Source organism: Muriicola jejuensis, assembly GCF_010671595.1.
Lineage (GTDB): Bacteria > Bacteroidota > Bacteroidia > Flavobacteriales > Flavobacteriaceae > Muriicola > Muriicola jejuensis.
On sequence record NZ_JAABOP010000001.1, the window covers coordinates 723,773 to 742,346 of the forward strand.

At 50.5% G+C, this 18,574-nt stretch carries 15 protein-coding genes and 1 tRNA gene; 7 read left to right on the top strand and 9 right to left on the bottom strand.

Annotation, left to right across the window (positions count from 1 at the left end):
• The first annotated feature begins 103 nt into the window (after positions 1 to 103).
• Positions 104 to 472 carry an SPOR domain-containing protein gene (locus GWK09_RS03250; RefSeq protein ID WP_163691574.1) on the top strand — a complete coding sequence of 123 codons (369 nt, stop codon included), beginning with the start codon at positions 104 to 106 and terminating at the stop codon, positions 470 to 472.
• Positions 473 to 542: 70 nt separating this feature from the next.
• Here the strand turns inward: GWK09_RS03250 and infB are convergent, their stop codons facing one another.
• From infB to rimP, 3 genes are read right to left on the bottom strand one after another with little or no spacing between them, the layout of a single operon-like run.
• Complete coding sequence (gene infB, locus GWK09_RS03255) at positions 543 to 3,203, bottom strand: translation initiation factor IF-2 (RefSeq protein ID WP_163691575.1); 2,661 nt, start codon at positions 3,201 to 3,203, stop codon at positions 543 to 545.
• A 40-nt stretch (positions 3,204 to 3,243) separates the two neighbouring features.
• Positions 3,244 to 4,476 (bottom strand): transcription termination factor NusA, encoded by a 1,233-nt coding sequence (gene nusA, locus GWK09_RS03260; protein WP_163691576.1) that lies wholly within the window; start codon positions 4,474 to 4,476, stop codon positions 3,244 to 3,246.
• A gap of 11 nt (positions 4,477 to 4,487) precedes the next feature.
• Positions 4,488 to 4,964, bottom strand: a complete 477-nt coding sequence (gene rimP / locus GWK09_RS03265) for a ribosome assembly cofactor RimP (protein WP_317174489.1) — start codon at positions 4,962 to 4,964, stop codon at positions 4,488 to 4,490.
• Positions 4,965 to 5,156: 192 nt separating this feature from the next.
• Between rimP and GWK09_RS03270 the strand changes: the two genes are divergently transcribed.
• Complete coding sequence (locus GWK09_RS03270) at positions 5,157 to 6,467, top strand: cation:proton antiporter domain-containing protein (RefSeq protein ID WP_163691577.1); 1,311 nt, start codon at positions 5,157 to 5,159, stop codon at positions 6,465 to 6,467.
• Positions 6,468 to 6,526: 59 nt separating this feature from the next.
• Here the strand turns inward: GWK09_RS03270 and GWK09_RS03275 are convergent, their stop codons facing one another.
• A complete protein-coding gene (locus GWK09_RS03275) occupies positions 6,527 to 6,883 on the bottom strand; it encodes a S8 family serine peptidase (RefSeq protein ID WP_163692491.1) in 357 nt (118 codons plus the stop codon).
• 48 nt (positions 6,884 to 6,931) lie between these two features.
• Positions 6,932 to 7,003 (bottom strand) — tRNA-Gln (locus GWK09_RS03280).
• Positions 7,004 to 7,175: 172 nt separating this feature from the next.
• Here GWK09_RS03280 and GWK09_RS03285 point away from each other — a divergent pair.
• The gene (locus GWK09_RS03285) at positions 7,176 to 10,511 is read left to right on the top strand and encodes a glycosyltransferase family 117 protein (RefSeq protein ID WP_163691578.1); all 3,336 of its coding nucleotides are present in this window, start codon (positions 7,176 to 7,178) and stop codon (positions 10,509 to 10,511) included.
• Positions 10,512 to 10,560: 49 nt separating this feature from the next.
• On the opposite strand, the gene GWK09_RS03290 is transcribed toward GWK09_RS03285, so the two are convergent.
• From GWK09_RS03290 to GWK09_RS03300, 3 genes are all read right to left on the bottom strand, one after another.
• Entirely contained in the window at positions 10,561 to 10,857 is a 297-nt protein-coding gene (locus GWK09_RS03290; RefSeq protein WP_163691579.1) for a thioredoxin family protein, read from the bottom strand.
• Between the two features lie 90 nt (positions 10,858 to 10,947).
• Positions 10,948 to 12,177, bottom strand: a complete 1,230-nt coding sequence (locus GWK09_RS03295) for a metallophosphoesterase (protein ID WP_163691580.1) — start codon at positions 12,175 to 12,177, stop codon at positions 10,948 to 10,950.
• Between the two features lie 53 nt (positions 12,178 to 12,230).
• On the bottom strand, positions 12,231 to 12,953 hold the full coding sequence (locus GWK09_RS03300; protein WP_163691581.1) for a copper homeostasis protein CutC: 723 nt from the start codon (positions 12,951 to 12,953) through the stop codon (positions 12,231 to 12,233).
• 42 nt (positions 12,954 to 12,995) lie between these two features.
• Here GWK09_RS03300 and GWK09_RS03305 point away from each other — a divergent pair, with 42 nt between their 5' ends.
• On the top strand, positions 12,996 to 13,985 hold the full coding sequence (locus tag GWK09_RS03305; protein WP_163691582.1) for a N(4)-(beta-N-acetylglucosaminyl)-L-asparaginase: 990 nt from the start codon (positions 12,996 to 12,998) through the stop codon (positions 13,983 to 13,985).
• Between the two features lie 73 nt (positions 13,986 to 14,058).
• Positions 14,059 to 16,893: a DNA polymerase I gene (polA, locus tag GWK09_RS03310; protein WP_163691583.1), complete on the top strand. Its 2,835-nt coding sequence runs from the start codon at positions 14,059 to 14,061 to the stop codon at positions 16,891 to 16,893.
• 56 nt (positions 16,894 to 16,949) lie between these two features.
• Here polA and GWK09_RS03315 read toward each other — a convergent pair whose 3' ends face one another.
• On the bottom strand, positions 16,950 to 17,447 hold the full coding sequence (locus GWK09_RS03315; protein WP_163691584.1) for a lipocalin family protein: 498 nt from the start codon (positions 17,445 to 17,447) through the stop codon (positions 16,950 to 16,952).
• 235 nt (positions 17,448 to 17,682) lie between these two features.
• Between GWK09_RS03315 and rplM the strand changes: the two genes are divergently transcribed.
• Together rplM and rpsI are read left to right on the top strand one after the other, a co-directional pair.
• The gene (rplM, locus tag GWK09_RS03320) at positions 17,683 to 18,138 is read left to right on the top strand and encodes a 50S ribosomal protein L13 (protein WP_163691585.1); all 456 of its coding nucleotides are present in this window, start codon (positions 17,683 to 17,685) and stop codon (positions 18,136 to 18,138) included.
• Entirely contained in the window at positions 18,138 to 18,524 is a 387-nt protein-coding gene (gene rpsI / locus GWK09_RS03325) for a 30S ribosomal protein S9 (protein ID WP_163691586.1), read from the top strand. Before rplM ends, rpsI begins: the two co-directional genes overlap by 1 nt.
• Positions 18,525 to 18,574: the final 50 nt, after the last annotated feature.

The following is an 18,574-nucleotide window of genomic DNA, read 5'->3' on the forward strand; positions in this document are numbered from 1 at the left end:
ATAATCTATAATTTATAATTATTCTAAATAAGGGAAGTTTATTATGTTTAAGCCTTAATAATTTACCTTTGCCAACAACGTTTTATCTCTAGATCTGAAACCTATGAAAACCGCTTTATACACAATGCTTTTGCTGCTTTTACCCCTTGCAGGGATCTCGCAAAAGGGGTTGGCGACCGTTGAACAGGATCCCGAGATCACCAGGCTTTTGGAGATCTATAAAAAGATGAATTCCAAGACCGAATATTTCACTATTCAGATAGGTTTTGGGTCTTACACGGAGGCGACAAATCTCAAGGCAGACGCTTCGGTGGATTTTCCTGAGTACGGCGCCAGGATCATCTTTGATTCCCCCACCTACAGGGTGCACCTGGGCAGGTTCAGCAACAGGCTGGACGTAGAGCGAACCTTTGCCGAAGTCAGGAAGAAATACCCACAGTCCATTATCCTCAGACCTCAGACAGGGAACTGAAGCACCTGATGTGAAACCATAAAAAAAACCTGCCGGCTGGCAGGTTTTTTCGTTCTTGTATCTCCCCAACTTAGAGAGTTTTCTTCACGGCTACCTCCTGGAAGGCCTCCACAATATCGTTTTCCCTGATATCGTTGTAATTCTTGATCTGCAGACCGCAGTCATATCCTTTTGAGACTTCCTTCACATCGTCCTTGAAACGCTTGAGAGAGGCCAGTTCCCCGGTGTAGATCACCACGCCGTCCCTGATGAGTCTCACATTGGAATTCCTAAAAATCTTACCGCTGGTCACCATACATCCGGCAATGGTACCGATCTTGGAGATCTTGAAGGTCTCCCTGATCTCTGCCGTTCCCGTGATCTCTTCTTTGATCTCCGGCGACAACATCCCTTCCATGGCATCCTTGAGGTCATTGATGGCATCGTAGATGATGGAATAAATACGGATATCGATCTCTTCCTTGTCTGCAATGTCACGGGCATTGCCCATGGGTCTGACATTAAATCCGATGACGATGGCATCAGAGGCTGAAGCGAGCAATACGTCCGATTCCGTGATGGCCCCAACGCCCTTGTGGATGATGTTGACCTGGATCTCATCCGTAGACAATTTCTGGAAACTGTCTGTAAGTGCTTCGACAGAACCGTCCACGTCTCCTTTGAGGATGATGTTCAATTCCTTGAAATCGCCCAGAGCGATCCTCCTGCCTATCTCATCCAGGGTGATATGTCTTTGGGTCCTTACGGATTGCTCCCTGAGAAGCTGACTCCTCTTGGCTGCAATTTGTTTGGCTTCCCTTTCGTCTTCCAGGACGTTGAATTTGTCACCCGCCTGGGGAGCACCGTCCAGTCCCAAAATAGAAATAGGAGTGGCAGGACCTGCCACCTTCACGGTTTTGCCCCGTTCGTCCTGCATGGCTTTTATCTTTCCGCTGCACGTTCCGGCGAGGACATAATCCCCGATCTTAAGCGTTCCGCCGAGCACCAGGACCGTAGAAACATAGCCTCTACCCTTGTCCAGGAAGGCCTCGACCACGGTTCCCGAAGCCAGTTTGTCCGGGTTGGCCTTAAGTTCGAGGAGTTCTGCTTCCAGGAGCACCTTTTCCAGCAATTCCTTAACCCCTGCCCCGGTTTTCGCGGAGATGTCATGAGACTGTATCTTACCTCCCCAGTCTTCTACAAGGAGGTTCATCCCAGCCAGACCCTCTTTGATCTTTTCCGGATTGGCGGTAGGGCGGTCAATTTTGTTGATGGCAAAAACAATGGGAACCCCTGCTGCCTGGGCGTGACTGATGGCCTCTTTGGTCTGTGGCATGATGTCGTCATCCGCAGCGATCACGATGATCGCGATATCCGTTACCTGAGCACCCCTTGCCCGCATGGCGGTAAAGGCCTCGTGACCCGGTGTATCCAGGAAGGTAATCTTCTGTCCACTGTCCAGTTCCACCCCATAGGCTCCGATATGCTGGGTAATACCCCCGCTCTCCCCTGCGATCACATTCTCTTTACGGATATAATCGAGCAAAGAGGTCTTCCCGTGGTCTACGTGACCCATCACGGTGACGATCGGGGCCCTTGGCTTGAGATCCTCAGGAGCATCCGCCTCTTCTTCAATAGCTTCTTCTATCTCTGCGGTAACGAATTCCACCTCGTAGCCAAACTCGTCGGCCACGATGGAAAGGGTCTCCGCATCAAGGCGCTGGTTCATGGTGACCATGATACCAAGCGACATACAGGCCGAAATGATCTGGGTGGATGGGACGTCCATCATGGTAGCCACCTCCCCGACGGTAACGAACTCGGTGACCTTGAGCACCTTGTTCTCGAGTTCCTGTTGTTCGAGGTCCTTTTCGGACTGTTGCCGGTGCATGTCCCTCTTGTCCCTTCGGTATTTGGCTCCTTTTCCTTTTTTGGATTTTCCCTGCAGTTTCTCCAGGGTTTCGCGTACCTGTTTTTGTACTTCTTCTTCGGTGGGTTCCACCTTGACACCTCCGCCCGATCTGGAGCGTTTATCGTCAAAGCGTCCACGGCCACCCCCGCGGGATCCATTATCGCTGACGATGCGCTTCCGCCTTTTTTTACGGTCGGAAGGATCCGCCTTGGCAGCGGTTTCTTTTTTCTTTTTGGGCTTTTCGAACTTAGACAGGTCGATCTTATCCCCCATAATCTTGGGGCCTGAAAGCTTTTGGTATTTCGTCTCTATCGTCTCAGGCACCTCTTCCTTCGCGGGTTCCGGAGCCTTTTTCTCTGCGGCCTTTTCGGTTTTCTTCTTTTCTACCGGTTTCGGTGGAGCTGGCACTTCTTTTTCAGCCTCGACCTCAGGAGCCGGAGCTTTGGCAGGTTCTTCCGCCTTCGCTTTTTTGTCCCCGTCCAGATCGATCTTCCCCACCATTTTAGGGCCGGAGAGTTCCGCCTTGGCCTTTACCACCTCAGACGCGGCATTCCGCTTTTCACGTGCCAGGCGCTTCTCCTCCTGTTCCTGTTCCAGTTGCAGTCTTATGGCCTCTTTCTCCTTCCGCTTCTCTTCTCCAACCTCTATGGAAGCAACCTTTTTGCTCATATCGGTCTGGAATTCGTCCAGGAGAACCTGATGCACCTCCTCCGTGATCTTGGTGGTAGGACGCGCGTCTATCTTATGCCCTTTGGAGGCAAGGAAATCGACCGCCCTGTCCAGGGAGATGTTGAGTTCTCTCAGAACTTTGTTAAGCCTTATTGTTGAGTCGTCTGCCATAAATACTGTTTACTCTCTAAATTTTTCGCTAATATATAGCTTAATCTTCAAACTCTGCCTTGAGGATACGCACCACATCGAGGATGGTCTCCTCTTCCAGGTCCGTTCTTTTGACCAGGTCTTCCACATCCTGTTCCAGGACGCTTCGGGCTGTATCCAGTCCTATTTTCTTCAATTCCTCAATGATCCATGCCTCTATCTCATCCGAAAACTCGGTCAGTTCCACATCTTCTTCCACCCCTTCCCTGAAGACGTCGATCTCATACCCGGTGAGTTGCCCCGCAAGCCTGATATTGTGTCCTCCCCGGCCGATGGCCTTGGAGACCTCTTCCGGTTTCAGGTAGACCTGGGCTGTCATATTTTCGTCATTCAGCTTTACGGAGGTGACCCTGGCCGGACTTAGGGCACGGGTAACCATCAACTGGGGGTTGTTGGTCCAGTTGATCACATCGATGTTCTCATTCCCCAGTTCCCTGACGATGCCATGGATACGGGACCCTTTCATCCCCACACAGGCCCCGACGGGGTCGATACGGTCGTCATAAGAGTCCACAGCCACCTTGGCCTTTTCCCCGGGGATCCTCACGGCCTTCTTGATGGTGATCAATCCGTCGAATACTTCAGGGATCTCCTGGAAGAACAATTGTTCCAGGAAGACAGGAGAAGTGCGGGACATGATGATCATGGGCTTATTCCCTTTCAGCTCCACACTTTCGATGATACCCCTGACGTTGTCTCCCTTCCTGAAAAAATCGGATGGGATCTGTTTGTCCTTGGGCAGGATGATCTCGTTGCCCTCGTCGTCCAGCAGGATGATGGCCTTATGCCTTATATGGTGAACTTCCGCAGTGTAGATCTCCCCCTCCAGGTCTTTGAACTGCTTGTAAATGGTCGTATTGTCGTGTTCGTGTATCTTGGAGATTAGGTTCTGACGCAAGGCGAGAATGGCCCTCCTCCCGAGGTCGATCAGTTTAACCTCTTCAGACACATCCTCCCCCACTTCGAAATCGGGTTCGATCTTTCTCGCTGCGGAAAGGGAGATCTGCTCGTTGGGCTCTTCTACCTCCCCGTCTGGTACCACCACCCGGTTTCTCCAGATCTCAAGGTCACCCTTATCCGGATTGATGATGATGTCAAAATTGTCATCCGATCCAAACTTCTTTTTGAGGGCATTTCTGAAGACGTCTTCCAGAATGGCCATCAGGGTTACCCGGTCGATGAACTTGTCATCCTTGAATTCCGAGAACGATTCGATCAATGCGATATTTTCCATGCTGATCCTAATTAAAATTTAAGTACTACGTTCGCTTTTACAATTGACGGAAAAGGTATTTCCTCCGATTTTAGCACCGTGGTCTTTCCCTTTCCTATGGGTTTGGGTTCCCTCGATTTCCATTCCAGCCGAATGCCTTCTGCCGAGATGGAGACCAGGGTCCCTGTTATGGTTGCCTCGGAAGTCTTCACTTCCAGTTTTCTGCCAATATTCTTGTTGTACTGCCTGGGCATGCTCAGGGGTTCCGTGGCCCCCGGGGAGGTCACCTCCAGGGAAAAATCCACAGTCTCCCTGTCCAGATTGTGCTCAATCGCCCGGCTTACCGTCATACAGTCTTCCAGTGTCACCCCTTCATCCCCGTCGATCACCACACGGATCTGATTAGACGGACTCACCGTGCATTCGATCAGAAAAAGCGATGGATTATCCAGAAATATCTGGTCTAACCGGGCTTTTACCTCTTCCTTCAACATAAATACGAGTAACAAAAGAGGGGACTTAACGGTCCCCTCATGAATACTTTACTATCCTTTCAGTGGTGCAAAGATAAACAAATTTTCTTAATCCAAATCGAACTTGGAACTGACTCTTTAAATGGGTTCATCCCCTGTGGCACCTTCCTGTATGGATTTAGTCGTACCTTTATCTTCAATCAATTAACCTCAGACATCCTCACACCTATGGATATATTCTCTTCTTACAATATCATCATTGAGGCTTCGGTGATCCTCATCCTGTCCTTTGTCTTTAATGGGATCTCCAAAAGGACCAATATCCCTTCGGTCCTCCTGCTGATCTTCCTGGGCGTCATCCTGCAATTCGTGCTTTCATACCTCACCTCGGATAAGGTCGATTTTTTCCCGGCCCTGGAAGTCCTCGGGATCATCGGGCTGATCATGATCGTCCTGGAGGCTGCCCTGGAACTGGAGCTGAAAAGGGAAAAACTGGTCCCCATCCTCAAATCCATGGGGGTGGCCCTTATTGGCCTGCTGGGTTCTGCCTACCTGGCCGCCCTCATCCTCTACCAGTTTGTCCCGGATATGAGTATGCAGTCGGCCTGGTTGTATGCCACCCCCCTCTCCATCCTGTCCAGCGCCATTATCATTCCGAGCGTCAGCGGCCTGGTCCCTTCCAAAAAGGAATTCCACATTTATGAAAGTACGTTTTCGGACATCATGGGGATCATGATGTTTTACTTCCTGGTTGGGGAACTAAACCCCGCTTCCCAGGGTGGGGCCGGGGGATTTGCATTGAACATCGTGCTTACCATTGTGCTTTCTGTGGTCGCCAGTTACGCCATCATCCTGATCTTCCAGGAGATCAAGAGCCAGGCCAAGCTCTTTCTCCTCATCGCCGTACTCCTGTTGCTATACGCCCTGGGCAAACAGCTGCACCTTTCATCCCTGCTGATCATCCTCATCTTCGGCCTTATCATCGCCAACATGAAGTTGTTCTTCAGAGGCAAGCTGGCCCATTTCCTGGATTACGAAAAGGCCCATCGGATCTACCACGAACTCCACATCGTGACCCTGGAGACCGCCTTTGTGGTCCGCACCTTTTTCTTTGTGATCTTTGGGCTCACCATCGCCATCGCCTCCCTCTTCAGTTTTAGCGTGGCCCTGATCAGCCTGCTGATTATCCTGTCGATCTACCTGGTGCGATTTGTGCTGCTCAGGACCTTTTACGGGAGCGATATCCTGCCGCAACTCTTCATTGCCCCCAGGGGACTCATCACCGTCCTGCTGTTCTATGCTATTCCTGTGGAAGCTCAGGTGGCTACCTTTGAACCCGGAATCCTGCTCTTTGTGATCATCGGCAGCAGCCTGGTCATGACCTGGGCCATGATACGGGATAAGCGCAAGGGAAAAACTCTTCTCGACCTCGTCGGGGATGAGGAGGAATTGGTGAAGGCAGAATCCGGGGAGAACCTCCCGGGTGGTATGTCTGAAGCGGAAGACTCCTATTCAGGCGAAGAGAGGGAAATGGAATAGATACCAAAAAAAAAGGCCCCTTTGCAGGAGCCTTTTAAAATTAATTGGTTTGGGGAGTTTTAATTCACCCCTATACTATCTGCATTTCCGTCGGGATCCCCGTTGACATTTCCTCCATTGGCGATATTACCCAAAAGTAAAATCCCTGCGGCATGTGGAGAGGCCATGGAAGTCCCGCTGATCGTGTTGTACCCGCCGCCTTTCCATGTCGATTTGATCGCTACCCCTGGCTCGCAGTAATCGACGGGAGGATTCCCGAAATTGGAAAATGAAGCCCAGTTATCGCCCTGTGACATGGCTGAGATCGTGTATATATTAGGTCCATTTGCCGAGGCAGGAGACCTGTTAGCCGCATTTGTGCTTTCATTCCTTGAGGCCAGGGCGAATTTGTATACGAAGGGCGAGGATGATCGGATGGAGAAGTGATAAAAATCAAAAACCCCGGAAAACTTCCGGGGTTTTTGTTGGCCTACTAGGACTCGAACCTAGAATGACTGAACCAAAATCAGTAGTGTTGCCAATTACACCATAGGCCAATGCCTCAATAGAGCGTGCAAATTTAAGACAAAGTTTTGTTTGCACAAATAAATTTGAATACAATCCACACGGGGCCTGGCAATATTAGCGGATGTTAAACCTTTGGGAAATATTGATCCCCATAAATTTTTTAATTAGTAATTTCGCCTTTGTTGGAAAAAGCAAGACCAGATGGTATCAAAAAATTTCGATAAATGGGACTCCCTGACCGGTTGGGGAGTCTTTTTTATAGCCCTGATCGTTTACGGCCTTACGGTTGAACCCACCGGAAGTTGGTGGGATGCAGGGGAATACATAACCACCTCGGCCAAACTTCAGGTAGCTCACCCGCCGGGAGCCCCTCTGTTCCAGATGATAGGTGCTTTCTTTGCAATGTTCGCCCTGGAGGCCGATCAGGTTGCCAGAATGGTGAACTATATGTCTGGGGTGTCCAGTGCCTTTACCATCCTTTTTATGTTCTGGACCATCACCAACCTCACGCGAAAACTCATCGCGGGAAGCGGACCTTTATCCAATCCTCAGGCCATAGCGGTCCTGGGCAGCGGTGTCGTAGGTTCCCTCGCCCTCACCTTTTCTGACAGTTTCTGGTTTAACGCCGTAGAGACTGAGGTCTATGCCATGGCCAGTCTTATTATGTCCCTGCTACTGTGGCTGGGCCTGAAATGGACAGACAACCTGGACCACCCCCGTGGCAACAAATATTTAGTCCTGATCTCCTTTGTGGTCGGCCTCACTTTCGGGATCCAGTTCATGGGGTTCCTCGCCATTCCGTCCATTGGCCTGCTCTACTATTTTAAGAAGTATAAAACGACCACCGTGAAGAACTTCCTGCTCGCCAACCTCTCAGTGGTGGTCATCCTTATGCTGGTCTATAAATTCTCCCTTACCTATGTGCTCAAACTCTTCGGGTGGAGTGAGGTTTTCTTTATCAACAGCATAGGCCTGCCCTTCAATTCGGGGACCATTATTATGGGCCTGATCTTCGCAGGAGTCTTTTACTACGCCCTGAGTTATACCCGAAGGAACAACTATGTGACGGCTAATACCATGGTGCTTTGTGGGATGTTCCTCTTCCTGGGATTCTCCTCATGGCTGATGCTGCCCATCAGGGCGAATGCCAATGTGGTGATCAACGAGAACAACCCTTCCGATGCCAGGTCCCTCCTCGCCTATTACAACCGCGAACAATACCCGGGGGTAGACAGTCCTATCTACGGCGCCTATTATTCCGATGCCTTTGCCACTCCCGGACCCGACAGGGATGACAAGCCTAAGTACGAAAAGGACGAAGCCCTTGGCAAATACGTGATTGTCAATAAATACGAGGATGCGATCCAGGGGCCCAACCCCAACCATATGGGGCCGCTGCCCAGGATGTGGAGTGAGCAGCACGCCGAGAACTACATGAAGTTTTTCGGGCCGCTCGACTTCAGGATGACTACCAGCAATGAAGAATTACAAAAGGCCGTCAATCAGGTGAAAACCGGCTATGCCAACGGGGAGATAGATGCAGGGCAATACATCAGTTTCCTCAGGCAGTTCGGCGAATACCTCGAAGTACAGCCCCCTACCGTCTGGGAGAATATCAAATACATGGTCCAGTTTCAGTTCGGGTATATGTACTGGCGTTACTTTATGTGGAATTTCGTAGGGAAGCAGGACGATGTGCAGGGGCGTTACAACGGGAATGGGGAATGGCTCAGCGGGATTGGTTTCATCGACAGCCTTCGCCTGGGTAGCCAGGAAAACCTGCCGAAAGATGTCCTGGAGAACAAGGGGAGGAATACCTACTTCTTCCTGCCTTTTTTACTGGGAATAATCGGCCTGGTCTTCCAAATATCTAAAAATCCAAAACAATTCTGGGTCCTGTTCGTATTCTTCCTCTTTACGGGTATTGCCATTCAGTTCTACACCAACCCGTATATCTTTCAGCCCAGGGAACGGGACTACTCTCTGGTAGGCTCTTTCTACATCTTTGCGATCTGGATAGGGATCGGAGTATATGGTCTATACGAAGAATTCAGCAAACTGCTGAAACCCAAGATCTGGGCCCCGATAGTCACCCTAATCTGCCTGCTGAGTGTACCCGGTGTGATGGCTTACCAGAACTGGGATGACCACGATCGGTCTGGCCGGTATACGGCAAGGTCTGCGGCCATGGCCTATCTGGATTCATGCCAGGAAGAGGCTGGGGCCATGCTGTTCACCATAGGAGACAACGATACTTTCCCGCTGTGGTATGTTCAGGAAATTGAAGGATATCGCAACGATGTTCGGGTAATCTGCACCAGCCTGTTCGCCACCGACTGGTATGTGGACCAGATGAAGCGGAAAGCATACAGGAGCGATCCGATCCCTTCCCAGCTCACTCACGACCTGTACCGGTACGGCAACCGGGATGTGATCTATTACCAGGGGATCACCGACAAGCGCTGGGACATCAAGGATTTTATGAACTGGATCGGCAGCAACAATCCACAGACCAAGCTGGGTTCCCTCCTGGAAAAACAGGGAGCAGACACCAGCGGGTATTCGGAAAGCACCCTCGATCTGGTGTATTACCCAACCAATAAGATCAGGATCCCCGTCAATAAAAAGAACGTATTGGAGTCCGGCCTGGTGAAGGAAAAAGATTCTGCCCTGATCGTGGATTATATTGACATCGACCTGCCACAGGCCCTGCCCAAGAACCGAATCATGATGCTCGACATCATCGCTAACAACGATTGGAAAAGGCCTATCTATTTTTCCGGGGGCAGCTTTGACAAGGCCGAATACATCTGGATGAAGGACTACCTTCAGTTAGAGGGAATGGCGTACAAACTCGTGCCCATCAAAACCAAAAACCCCAGTTCCTATGAGATGGGACGCATAGACACGGACATTATGTACGAAATCGTAAAAGGATGGGAATGGGGCAATTCGGGAAGTCCGGATATCTACCACGATCCCCAGACACGCACCCAGGGACTGTCCTTCCGAAGCAACCTGGCCAGGCTGGTAGAGGCGCTGATCGAGGAGAACAAGATAGACAAGGCCCGCGAGATCATCGACCTTACCATGGAAAACCTGCCCGTGGCCTATTACGGATTCTACACTTTTGTGGTGCCCTTTCTGGATGGGTATTACAAGGTGGGAGAGACCACCAAAGCGAGGGAACTATTCAGGGAGCTCAAAGATATCTACCAGAGCAGGCTGTTTTATTATCAGGGAACCCCCCTTGACGAACAGTATGACAAACTGGAAGATATTATTGGGGACATGGAAGGTTACCGGAGGATCATAGACATCCTGATCGAAAATGATGACCGCGAGATGGCAGAAAAGGAAACGGCCATTTTCAATGACCAGATCGACCAGTTCAGTCATTTTTATCGGGACGACCTCCTGGAAGAACTTCCCGAAGAAGATTCAGAGGGAGAAGACCTCATAGATACCGTGCCCGTCTCGGATACAATTCAAACGGATGCGGCCCTGGTAGAGGAAATCGAAGAACCACAGAATTAGTAAGACCCCACTTGATGATGGATTGCGGTTCGGCTGCGGGATTTGAAGATTAAATATATTCGTTCAGAATGCCGATGAGCGTATTGGCGTCCTGCTCACCGCTCTGCCTCCATACCATTTCACCTTTTTTGTAGATCATCAAGGTGGGAAGGCCTTTAACCCTGAGGGCCTGTGAGAGTTCCTTGTTCTTGTCCACATCGATCTTGATCACCTTGCCCTTGTCTCCCAGGGCTGCCGCAACATCCCTGAGTACCGGGTGCATGGCCGTGGACTGTTCATTCCATTCAGCATAGAAATCAAGTAAAACCGGCACATTGAGATCTATCAGTTCACCGAATTTAGACATAGTTTCAAGTTGGGTTATAAATCAAATGTAGTAAAAAATGTTAAACACCAAGGAAATCAACGGCTTCGAGGGTATTCTTTAACGAATTTTTTACACTAGTCCTTTCTTCCTGAGACGGATGACCGTGATTTCCGGCCATATCCCGACCCGACCCGGATAGCCCAGGAACCCAAATCCCCGATTCACATTGATATACTGCCCCAGTTCTTCGTAAATGCCCGCCCAGTATTTATAGCGCCATTTCACGGGACTCCATTTTACCCATCCGGGTATCTCGATCCCGAACTGCATGCCGTGGGTATGGCCGCTTAAGGTGAGGTGGTAGTGATACTCGTCCTGTATCACCACATCCTCCCAATGCGAAGGATCGTGACTCATCAGGATCTTGAAATCGTCCTTGTTTATCTGGCTGACGGCTTTTTTAAGATCCCCTGCCTTTTTGAATCCTCCCCTGCCCCAGTTCTCCACGCCAACAAGGGCCAGTTTATCACCTCCCTTTTGCAGGTACCGGCTTTCGTTCAGGAGGAGGTCGAACCCCATCTCTTTCTGCAGTTCCTTCAGCGCTTCCAGGTTCCGGGCTTTGAGTTCCGGGGTTTCCCACCGCACATAATCCCCGTAATCGTGGTTACCCAGGATGGAGAACTTACCGTCCTTAGCGGTCAGGGTTGAGAACAGATCCTTCCAGGGTACCATCTCCTGGGCAATATTATTGACCATGTCTCCTGTGAACAGGATCACGTCGCTGGCCTGCTGGTTGATCAGGTCTACCGCATACTCTATTTTCTTCCGATTGTCAAAACTCCCACTGTGAATATCTGATATCTGAGTGATGCGGTAGTTGTGGAAGCCCTCCGGGAGGTCCTCAAATTCCAGATCGTATTTCAGAACCTTAAAATTGTATTTCCCCCTGTACATCCCGTAGAGCAGAGCCCCGAACGGGATTGCCGCAATGCCCATGGCGATCATGCTCAAAAAGCGCCTACGCGCCGGCAGGCTAAACTCCGTGGATGATCCGAATGTTCTTGCTATCAGGGCCGAGAACGTCCTGAAGATGTCCTCTGAGAACAGGAATACGATGGTGATGATCTCAAAGGTGAGCATGGCGATAAGAAAACCGAAGGCATAACTTTTGGGCCGGTTGAGCACACTGCCTTCACTATCGCCAAATGTAAACTGGTAGATAAAATTGCCGAGGACTAAAAGCCCCAGGGCCATGAAGGCGTAATAGACCCAGGGAAAGCGGGATGCTGTTTTGATCGCCTGCAGGGAATAGAATCCCATGATACAATAGATGGCAATAAAAACGATCCAGCGAAGCATATACTTTTTTGCAAATATATTTCTTTAGTCAGCCTTATCCGGCTCTTTTAGACTTAATTAACGCTTTTGATCACCTGCCCGAGCATCTCCGGATCCACCCGGAGGACCTCGTTTTCCGACAGGAATGAGGACGACCTCATCGGTATGGGGGGTGGTTTGACCGTATTCTTTACCGGCCTCCCGGCCGAAAGATGGATGGCGCGGAATCCCGCTTCCTTAAATAGCCTCGCATTACCAGGTCTGATCCCCCCTCCGGGCATTACCGTACAAGTGTTGGAAAGGGCCAGCAATTCCCTCAATACTCCAAGTCCTTTTTCAGCTGAAGGGGCCTGGCCGGAGGAGAGCAAAGTGTGCACTCCCATTTCCTGTAGCCTTTGAAAGGCGCCGGCAGGGTCGGGCACCCAGTCGAATGCCCTGTGGAAGGTAAGGTTCAATCCCTCGCTGGCTTTTAGTAGTTCCCTGGTCCTTTTCCAATCGACCTGGAGGTCTCCATCGAGCACCCCGGTGACTACACCCTCCACTCCGAGCGACCTGCAGATCTCGATATCCTCGAGCATGGACCGGTACTCCCCTTCAGAATAGGTAAAATCTCCGCTTCTGGGTCTGATGAGCACGTGTACCGGGATGTTCAGGGCTTCCTTTACGGTCCTGATCAGGCCGTAGGAAGGGGTGATCCCGCCCAGGGAAAGCTCAGAGCAAAGTTCAATTCTCTGTGCTCCGGCCTGCTCTGCGATCCGCGCAGATTCGAGTGAGGTCACGCAAACTTCTACGGTCATAATCCCTATCTTTAATCGCATAAATGTAATCAACACAATGGTATGGAAAGAAGAAAGTTCCTGAAAAACAGCGGGCTCGGAGGTGCAGCATTAATGGGGGGAGCCTGGGCTGCGGCCTGCAAAGAGGAGACAGAAGGCCGGAAGGTTGAAGCGAAAACCCTTTCAGGCCCCATGGTAATAGCCACCTGGGACGTGCCCAATGCCACGGCAAAAGCCTACGAAGTCCTCCATGGACTGGGCACAGCTCTGGATGCGGTGGAAAAGGGTGTTATGGTCGAGGAGGCCGATGTGGAGAATCAGTCGGTCGGAAAAGGGGGCCGACCAGACCGGGACGGGCATGTGACCCTGGACGCCTGTATCATGGACAAGGACAGCCGCTGTGGGGCCGTCGTTTATTTGAGGGATATCGTCCATGCCGTATCCGTGGCCAGAAAGGTCATGGAAGAAACACCCCACGTGATGCTGGCCGGGGAAGGCGCCAAAAAATTTGCACTGGAAATGGGGTTTCCTGAGGAAGACCTGCTCACCGAGAAATCCCGCCAGGAATGGCTGGAATGGAAAAAGACCTCGAAATACGAGCCTGTCATCAACATCGAGAACCACGATACCATAGGCATGCTCGCCATCGACTCCAATGGGGATATCGCAGGGGCTTGCACCACCAGTGGCATGGCCTATAAGATGGCCGGGAGGATAGGCGATTCCCCTATCATCGGCGCCGGGTTGTTCGTAGACAATGAGGTAGGCGGTGCCACGGCTACCGGGATGGGAGAAGAGGTGGTCCGAACCGTGGGAAGCTTCCTTATCGTGGAATTGATGCGACAGGGAAAATCCCCCCAGGAAGCCTGTGAGGAAGGCGTGAGGAGGATCATTGCCAAAAAAGAGAACTACAGGGACATACAGATCGGCTTTATAGCGGTGAACAAGGCCGGGGAAACCGGGGCCTTTTGTATACATCCCGGTTTTTCCTACCGGAAATACAGCACAGCCGGACATGAGAATATTCCGGCTGCCAGCTATATCAAAAGTTGAACGTATATTGACGCCAGACCCTTTAGTTTGGCATATATTCTTTGTAGTTTTGGGAACCGCTTAAAATTCCTTCATGGCCGAACAAAAACGACTTTTTCTGCTGGATGCCTATGCCCTGATCTTTCGGGGATATTACGCCCTGATCAAGAACCCGAGGATCAATTCGAAAGGGATGGATACCTCAGCTATTATGGGATTTATGAATTCCCTTTTCGATGTGATCAAACGGGAGAAACCGGACCACCTTGCCGTTTGCTTCGACAAGGATGGGAGTGCCGAACGCACGGAACTTTTCCCCGAATACAAGGCCAACCGCGATGAGACCCCTGATGCCATCAAAATCGCGGTACCCTACATACAGAAGATCCTCAAGGCCATGCATATCCCCTGCGTGGAGATCTCAGGTCTGGAGGCCGACGATATCATAGGTACCCTGGCCAAACAGGCCGAAAAGGAAGGGTACAAGGTCTTTATGGTGACCCCTGACAAGGATTTTGGCCAGCTGGTCTCCGAGAACATCTTTATGTACCGCCCCGCACGGATGGGCAATGGGATAGAGATATGGGGAATACCGGAGGTACAGAAACGCTTTGGGGTAGAACGTCCCGAGCAGGTCATAGACTACCTGGGCATGATGGGGGATGCCTCCGACAATATACCCGGTTTTCCCGGGGTGGGCGAAAAGACCGCCAAGAAATTTATCGCGGAATTCGGTTCTGTGGAAGGCCTGCTGGAAAACACGGACAAGCTCAAGGGGAAGATGAAGGAACGTGTGGAAGAACACGCAGAGCTGGGGAGGATCTCCAAGCAACTGGCCACCATTTGCGTGACCTGTGATGTCACCTTTGACGCCGAAGATTACGAACTATCCGCTCCAGACAATGAGAAAGTACAGGAGATCTTTGAGGAACTGGAGTTCCGCCGACTCAGGGAACAGTTTATCAAGATCTTTTCAGGAGAGACGGAAGGCACTCCCACCATGGTCACCAGTACGGAAACCGGGAAAAAACAGGCAGAGGCTGCGGGCAGCGGGCAGTTCACCCTTTTTGGCAACCATGGAGAGGAACCAGCTACCCTGGAAGTGGTCTCCAGCAGGAAGACCATCAAGGACGTCCCCCATGTCTACCAGAGTGTGCAAGGGGGGATGGCCCTGGAACTATTCCTGTCTAATCTGATGAAACAGGCAAAGGTCTGTTTCGACACAGAAACCACCTCCCTCAACCCCATTGAGGCAGAACTGGTTGGAATCGCCTTTTCCTGGGAGGCCGGAAAGGGCTTCTACCTCCCTTTCCCGGAAAAGCGGGAAGAAGCAGATGCCCTGATAGACAAACTCAGGCCTTTCTTTGCTTCCACAGGGATCGAAAAGGTAGGGCAGAACCTCAAATACGACATCAAGGTACTGCGCAAATACGGCGTAGAGGTAAAAGGCCCCCTATTCGACACCATGCTGGCCCACTACCTGATCAACCCCGATATGAGACACAACATGGATGTGCTCTCCGAAACCTACCTCAATTATACTCCAGTTTCCATCACCGAACTCATAGGCAAAAAAGGAAAGAACCAGCTGAGTATGAGGGAGGTCGACCTCGATAAACAGACCGAGTACGCGGTTGAGGATGCGGACGTGACCCTGCAACTTGCCCGGCATTTTGAAAAAGAGCTGAAAGAGGCAGAGACGATGAAACTGTTCAGGGAAATCGAGATACCCCTGCTCAGGGTTCTGGCCGATATGGAGCTGGAAGGGATCAACCTCGACCAGGAATTTTTAAAAGGTCTTTCAGGACAACTCGACAAGGATATCGCATCCCTGGAAAAAAAGATCTACGAGGAAGCAGGTGAGACCTTTAATATCGGATCTCCAAAACAACTGGGTGAGATCCTTTTCGACAAGCTCAAACTCGTACACAAACCGAAAAAGACCAAAACCGGGCAGTATTCCACCGCAGAGGATGTGCTTTCCTACCTCGCCAAGGACCACCAGATCATCAGGGACGTTCTGGAATACCGGGGCCTCACCAAACTAAAGAGCACCTATGTGGATGCCTTGCCCTCTCAGGTGGAGGAGCGCACCGGCCGGGTGCATACAGACTACATGCAAACCGTGGCGGCTACAGGCCGACTCAGCAGTAACAACCCCAACCTGCAGAATATCCCCATCCGGACGGAAAGGGGAAGGGAAGTGCGAAAGGCATTCATACCCAGAGATGAGGACCACGTATTGCTCGCAGCAGACTATTCCCAGATAGAACTGAGGATCATAGCCGCCCTGAGCGATGAGGATACCATGATAGAAGCCTTCCGAAAAGGGGAGGACATCCACGCCTCTACTGCCTCCAAGGTCTTCAACGTACCCCTGGAGGAGGTCACCCGGGAGCAGAGGGCCAATGCGAAAACCGTAAATTTCGGGATCATCTACGGGGTATCCGCTTTTGGGCTGAGCAATCAGACCGACCTGAACAGGACGGAGGCCAAGGAACTCATTGACACCTATTACAAAACTTATCCAAAGCTGAGGAAGTATATGGCAGACCAGGTCGATTTTGCGCGTGAGCATGGATACGTCCAAACCGTCCTGGGCCGGCGCAGGTACCTGAAGGACATCAACGGGAGCAATGCCGTGGTCCGGGGAGCCGCTGAGAGGAATGCCATCAACGCGCCCATACAGGGTAGCGCCGCTGACATCATAAAGATCGCCATGATCGACATTCACCGAAAACTGGAAGAAGGAGGGTTTAAGACCAAAATGCTGCTTCAGGTCCATGACGAACTGGTTTTCGATGTTTATAAACCAGAACTTGAAAAGGTAAGCGACCTGATCAAAGAATCAATGGAGTCGGCCTATACCCTGAAGGTACCGCTGGATGTAGAGATCGGTGTGGGGTCGAACTGGCTTGAAGCCCACTAAATGCTTCGAACCCTATATCACGAAAAATATACTGGGTGTGTAAGTACTGAGGACCCTTACCTTTTTGTAAAAAGGAGGTTTCCTCCGGCATTGAAGTTTTCCACATCGAGATCCTGAGCCGACAAGACCATAACATTGCCGCTGATGGTTACTTCCACAGAAACGGTTTGCTGGTTTTCATCGATAAAGGTGAGGACACCTTCAGCGTAGGTGTAGGTGGAGTTATAGGTATCCCTTTGAGTCGGACATGGGACCTCCAGTCCCGTCCCCTGGCCATTAACTCCTATTTCCAGATAATTGGTGGCATCCGTGGTAACCAGGGTGCCGTCTTCTTCAAAGGTAAGCGTCAGGAGATAACAATTCGAGGCGGAGAGCAGATCGAGAATGTCCTGAGCGAATTCCTCCTCAGTGCTTGCCGAACCTTCATTGAGGTCGAGAGCGGTCAATTCCCATGTCCCCAGAATACTATCAGTGGAGGCATCAGCCATCTTATCGGTGGAACATCCACTCAGGAACAACCCAAATACCATATAGAATATTGCCTTCTTGATCATCATCACAAGTTTACAGTTACCCTTATTAACGCCTGAAACCTTTGAAAAGTATACTTTGATAAAACCTGGGGAACGTTTCCGATACCCATTCCCGTATCTTTGACCTGTAGAGGGATCGTAAAATCGTATAAAAAAATTTAAAAAGAGAAAAACAACCATTTGTAATTCAACTTAATAATTGTACATTTGCAGCCCGTTATTCGGGAAAAAAGGTTTAACATTAAAAGAAGACGTAGTGGATACATTGAGCTACAAGACTGTTTCAGCCAATAAAGCTACCGTGGAGAAGCAATGGTTGCTGGTAGATGCGGATGGTCAGACACTCGGAAGACTGGCCTCTAAAGTGGCTTCTATCCTGAGGGGAAAGAATAAACCCAATTTTACTCCTCATGTGGATTGCGGTGACAACGTGATCGTGATCAATGCCGAAAAGGTACAACTGTCCGGAAACAAGTGGGATCAAAAGACCTACATCCGGCACACCGGGTATCCTGGAGGACAGCGTTCACTCACGGCCAGTGAGCTGAAAGCAAAGAATCCTTCGGCTGTTGTTGAAAAAGCCATAAAAGGAATGCTGCCCAAGAACAAATTAGGAGCTGAGTTGTTCAGGAACCTCAAGGTATACGCGGGATCCGAACATCAGCAAGAAGCTCAAAAACCCACTCTAATTAACCTCAACGACCTCAAGTAATGGATGTAGTACATAAAATAGGCAGAAGGAAAACAGCCGTAGCCCGTGTATATCTCTCTAAAGGGAAGGGTGCCATCACCGTGAACAGCCGTGATCTGGCCGATTACTTCCCAACTGCCACCCTGCAGTACAAGGTAAAACAGCCTTTTTCTCTTACAGGCAATGACGACGCTTATGACGTTAAGGTAAATGTGTACGGAGGCGGGATCACCGGTCAGGCCGAAGCCATCAGGCTGGCTCTTTCAAGGGCTCTTTGCGAGATCGATGAAGAGAACAGACAGACCCTGAAACCAGAAGGTCTGCTCACCAGGGACCCAAGGATGGTCGAGAGAAAGAAATACGGTCAGAAAAAAGCGAGGAAGAAATTCCAGTTCTCCAAGCGTTAAGATTTTGAATATTGGGCTCACAAAGCCCGAACGATTATTAACCCAAGTTC

What these genes read in the sequence shown, in the direction of transcription:
- GWK09_RS03305 (WP_163691582.1), top strand. Translation starts at nt 12,996, where the DNA reads ATGGAAAGAAGAAAGTTCCTGAAAAACAGCGGGCTCGGAGGTGCAGCA.
- GWK09_RS03285 (WP_163691578.1), top strand. Translation starts at nt 7,176, where the DNA reads ATGGTATCAAAAAATTTCGATAAATGGGACTCCCTGACCGGTTGGGGA.
- GWK09_RS03270 (WP_163691577.1), top strand. Translation starts at nt 5,157, where the DNA reads ATGGATATATTCTCTTCTTACAATATCATCATTGAGGCTTCGGTGATC.
- rpsI (WP_163691586.1), top strand. Translation starts at nt 18,138, where the DNA reads ATGGATGTAGTACATAAAATAGGCAGAAGGAAAACAGCCGTAGCCCGT.
- GWK09_RS03300 (WP_163691581.1), bottom strand. Translation starts at nt 12,953, where the DNA reads ATGACCGTAGAAGTTTGCGTGACCTCACTCGAATCTGCGCGGATCGCA.
- GWK09_RS03315 (WP_163691584.1), bottom strand. Translation starts at nt 17,447, where the DNA reads ATGATCAAGAAGGCAATATTCTATATGGTATTTGGGTTGTTCCTGAGT.
- GWK09_RS03290 (WP_163691579.1), bottom strand. Translation starts at nt 10,857, where the DNA reads ATGTCTAAATTCGGTGAACTGATAGATCTCAATGTGCCGGTTTTACTT.
- nusA (WP_163691576.1), bottom strand. Translation starts at nt 4,476, where the DNA reads ATGGAAAATATCGCATTGATCGAATCGTTCTCGGAATTCAAGGATGAC.
- polA (WP_163691583.1), top strand. Translation starts at nt 14,059, where the DNA reads ATGGCCGAACAAAAACGACTTTTTCTGCTGGATGCCTATGCCCTGATC.
- GWK09_RS03295 (WP_163691580.1), bottom strand. Translation starts at nt 12,177, where the DNA reads ATGCTTCGCTGGATCGTTTTTATTGCCATCTATTGTATCATGGGATTC.
- GWK09_RS03250 (WP_163691574.1), top strand. Translation starts at nt 104, where the DNA reads ATGAAAACCGCTTTATACACAATGCTTTTGCTGCTTTTACCCCTTGCA.
- infB (WP_163691575.1), bottom strand. Translation starts at nt 3,203, where the DNA reads ATGGCAGACGACTCAACAATAAGGCTTAACAAAGTTCTGAGAGAACTC.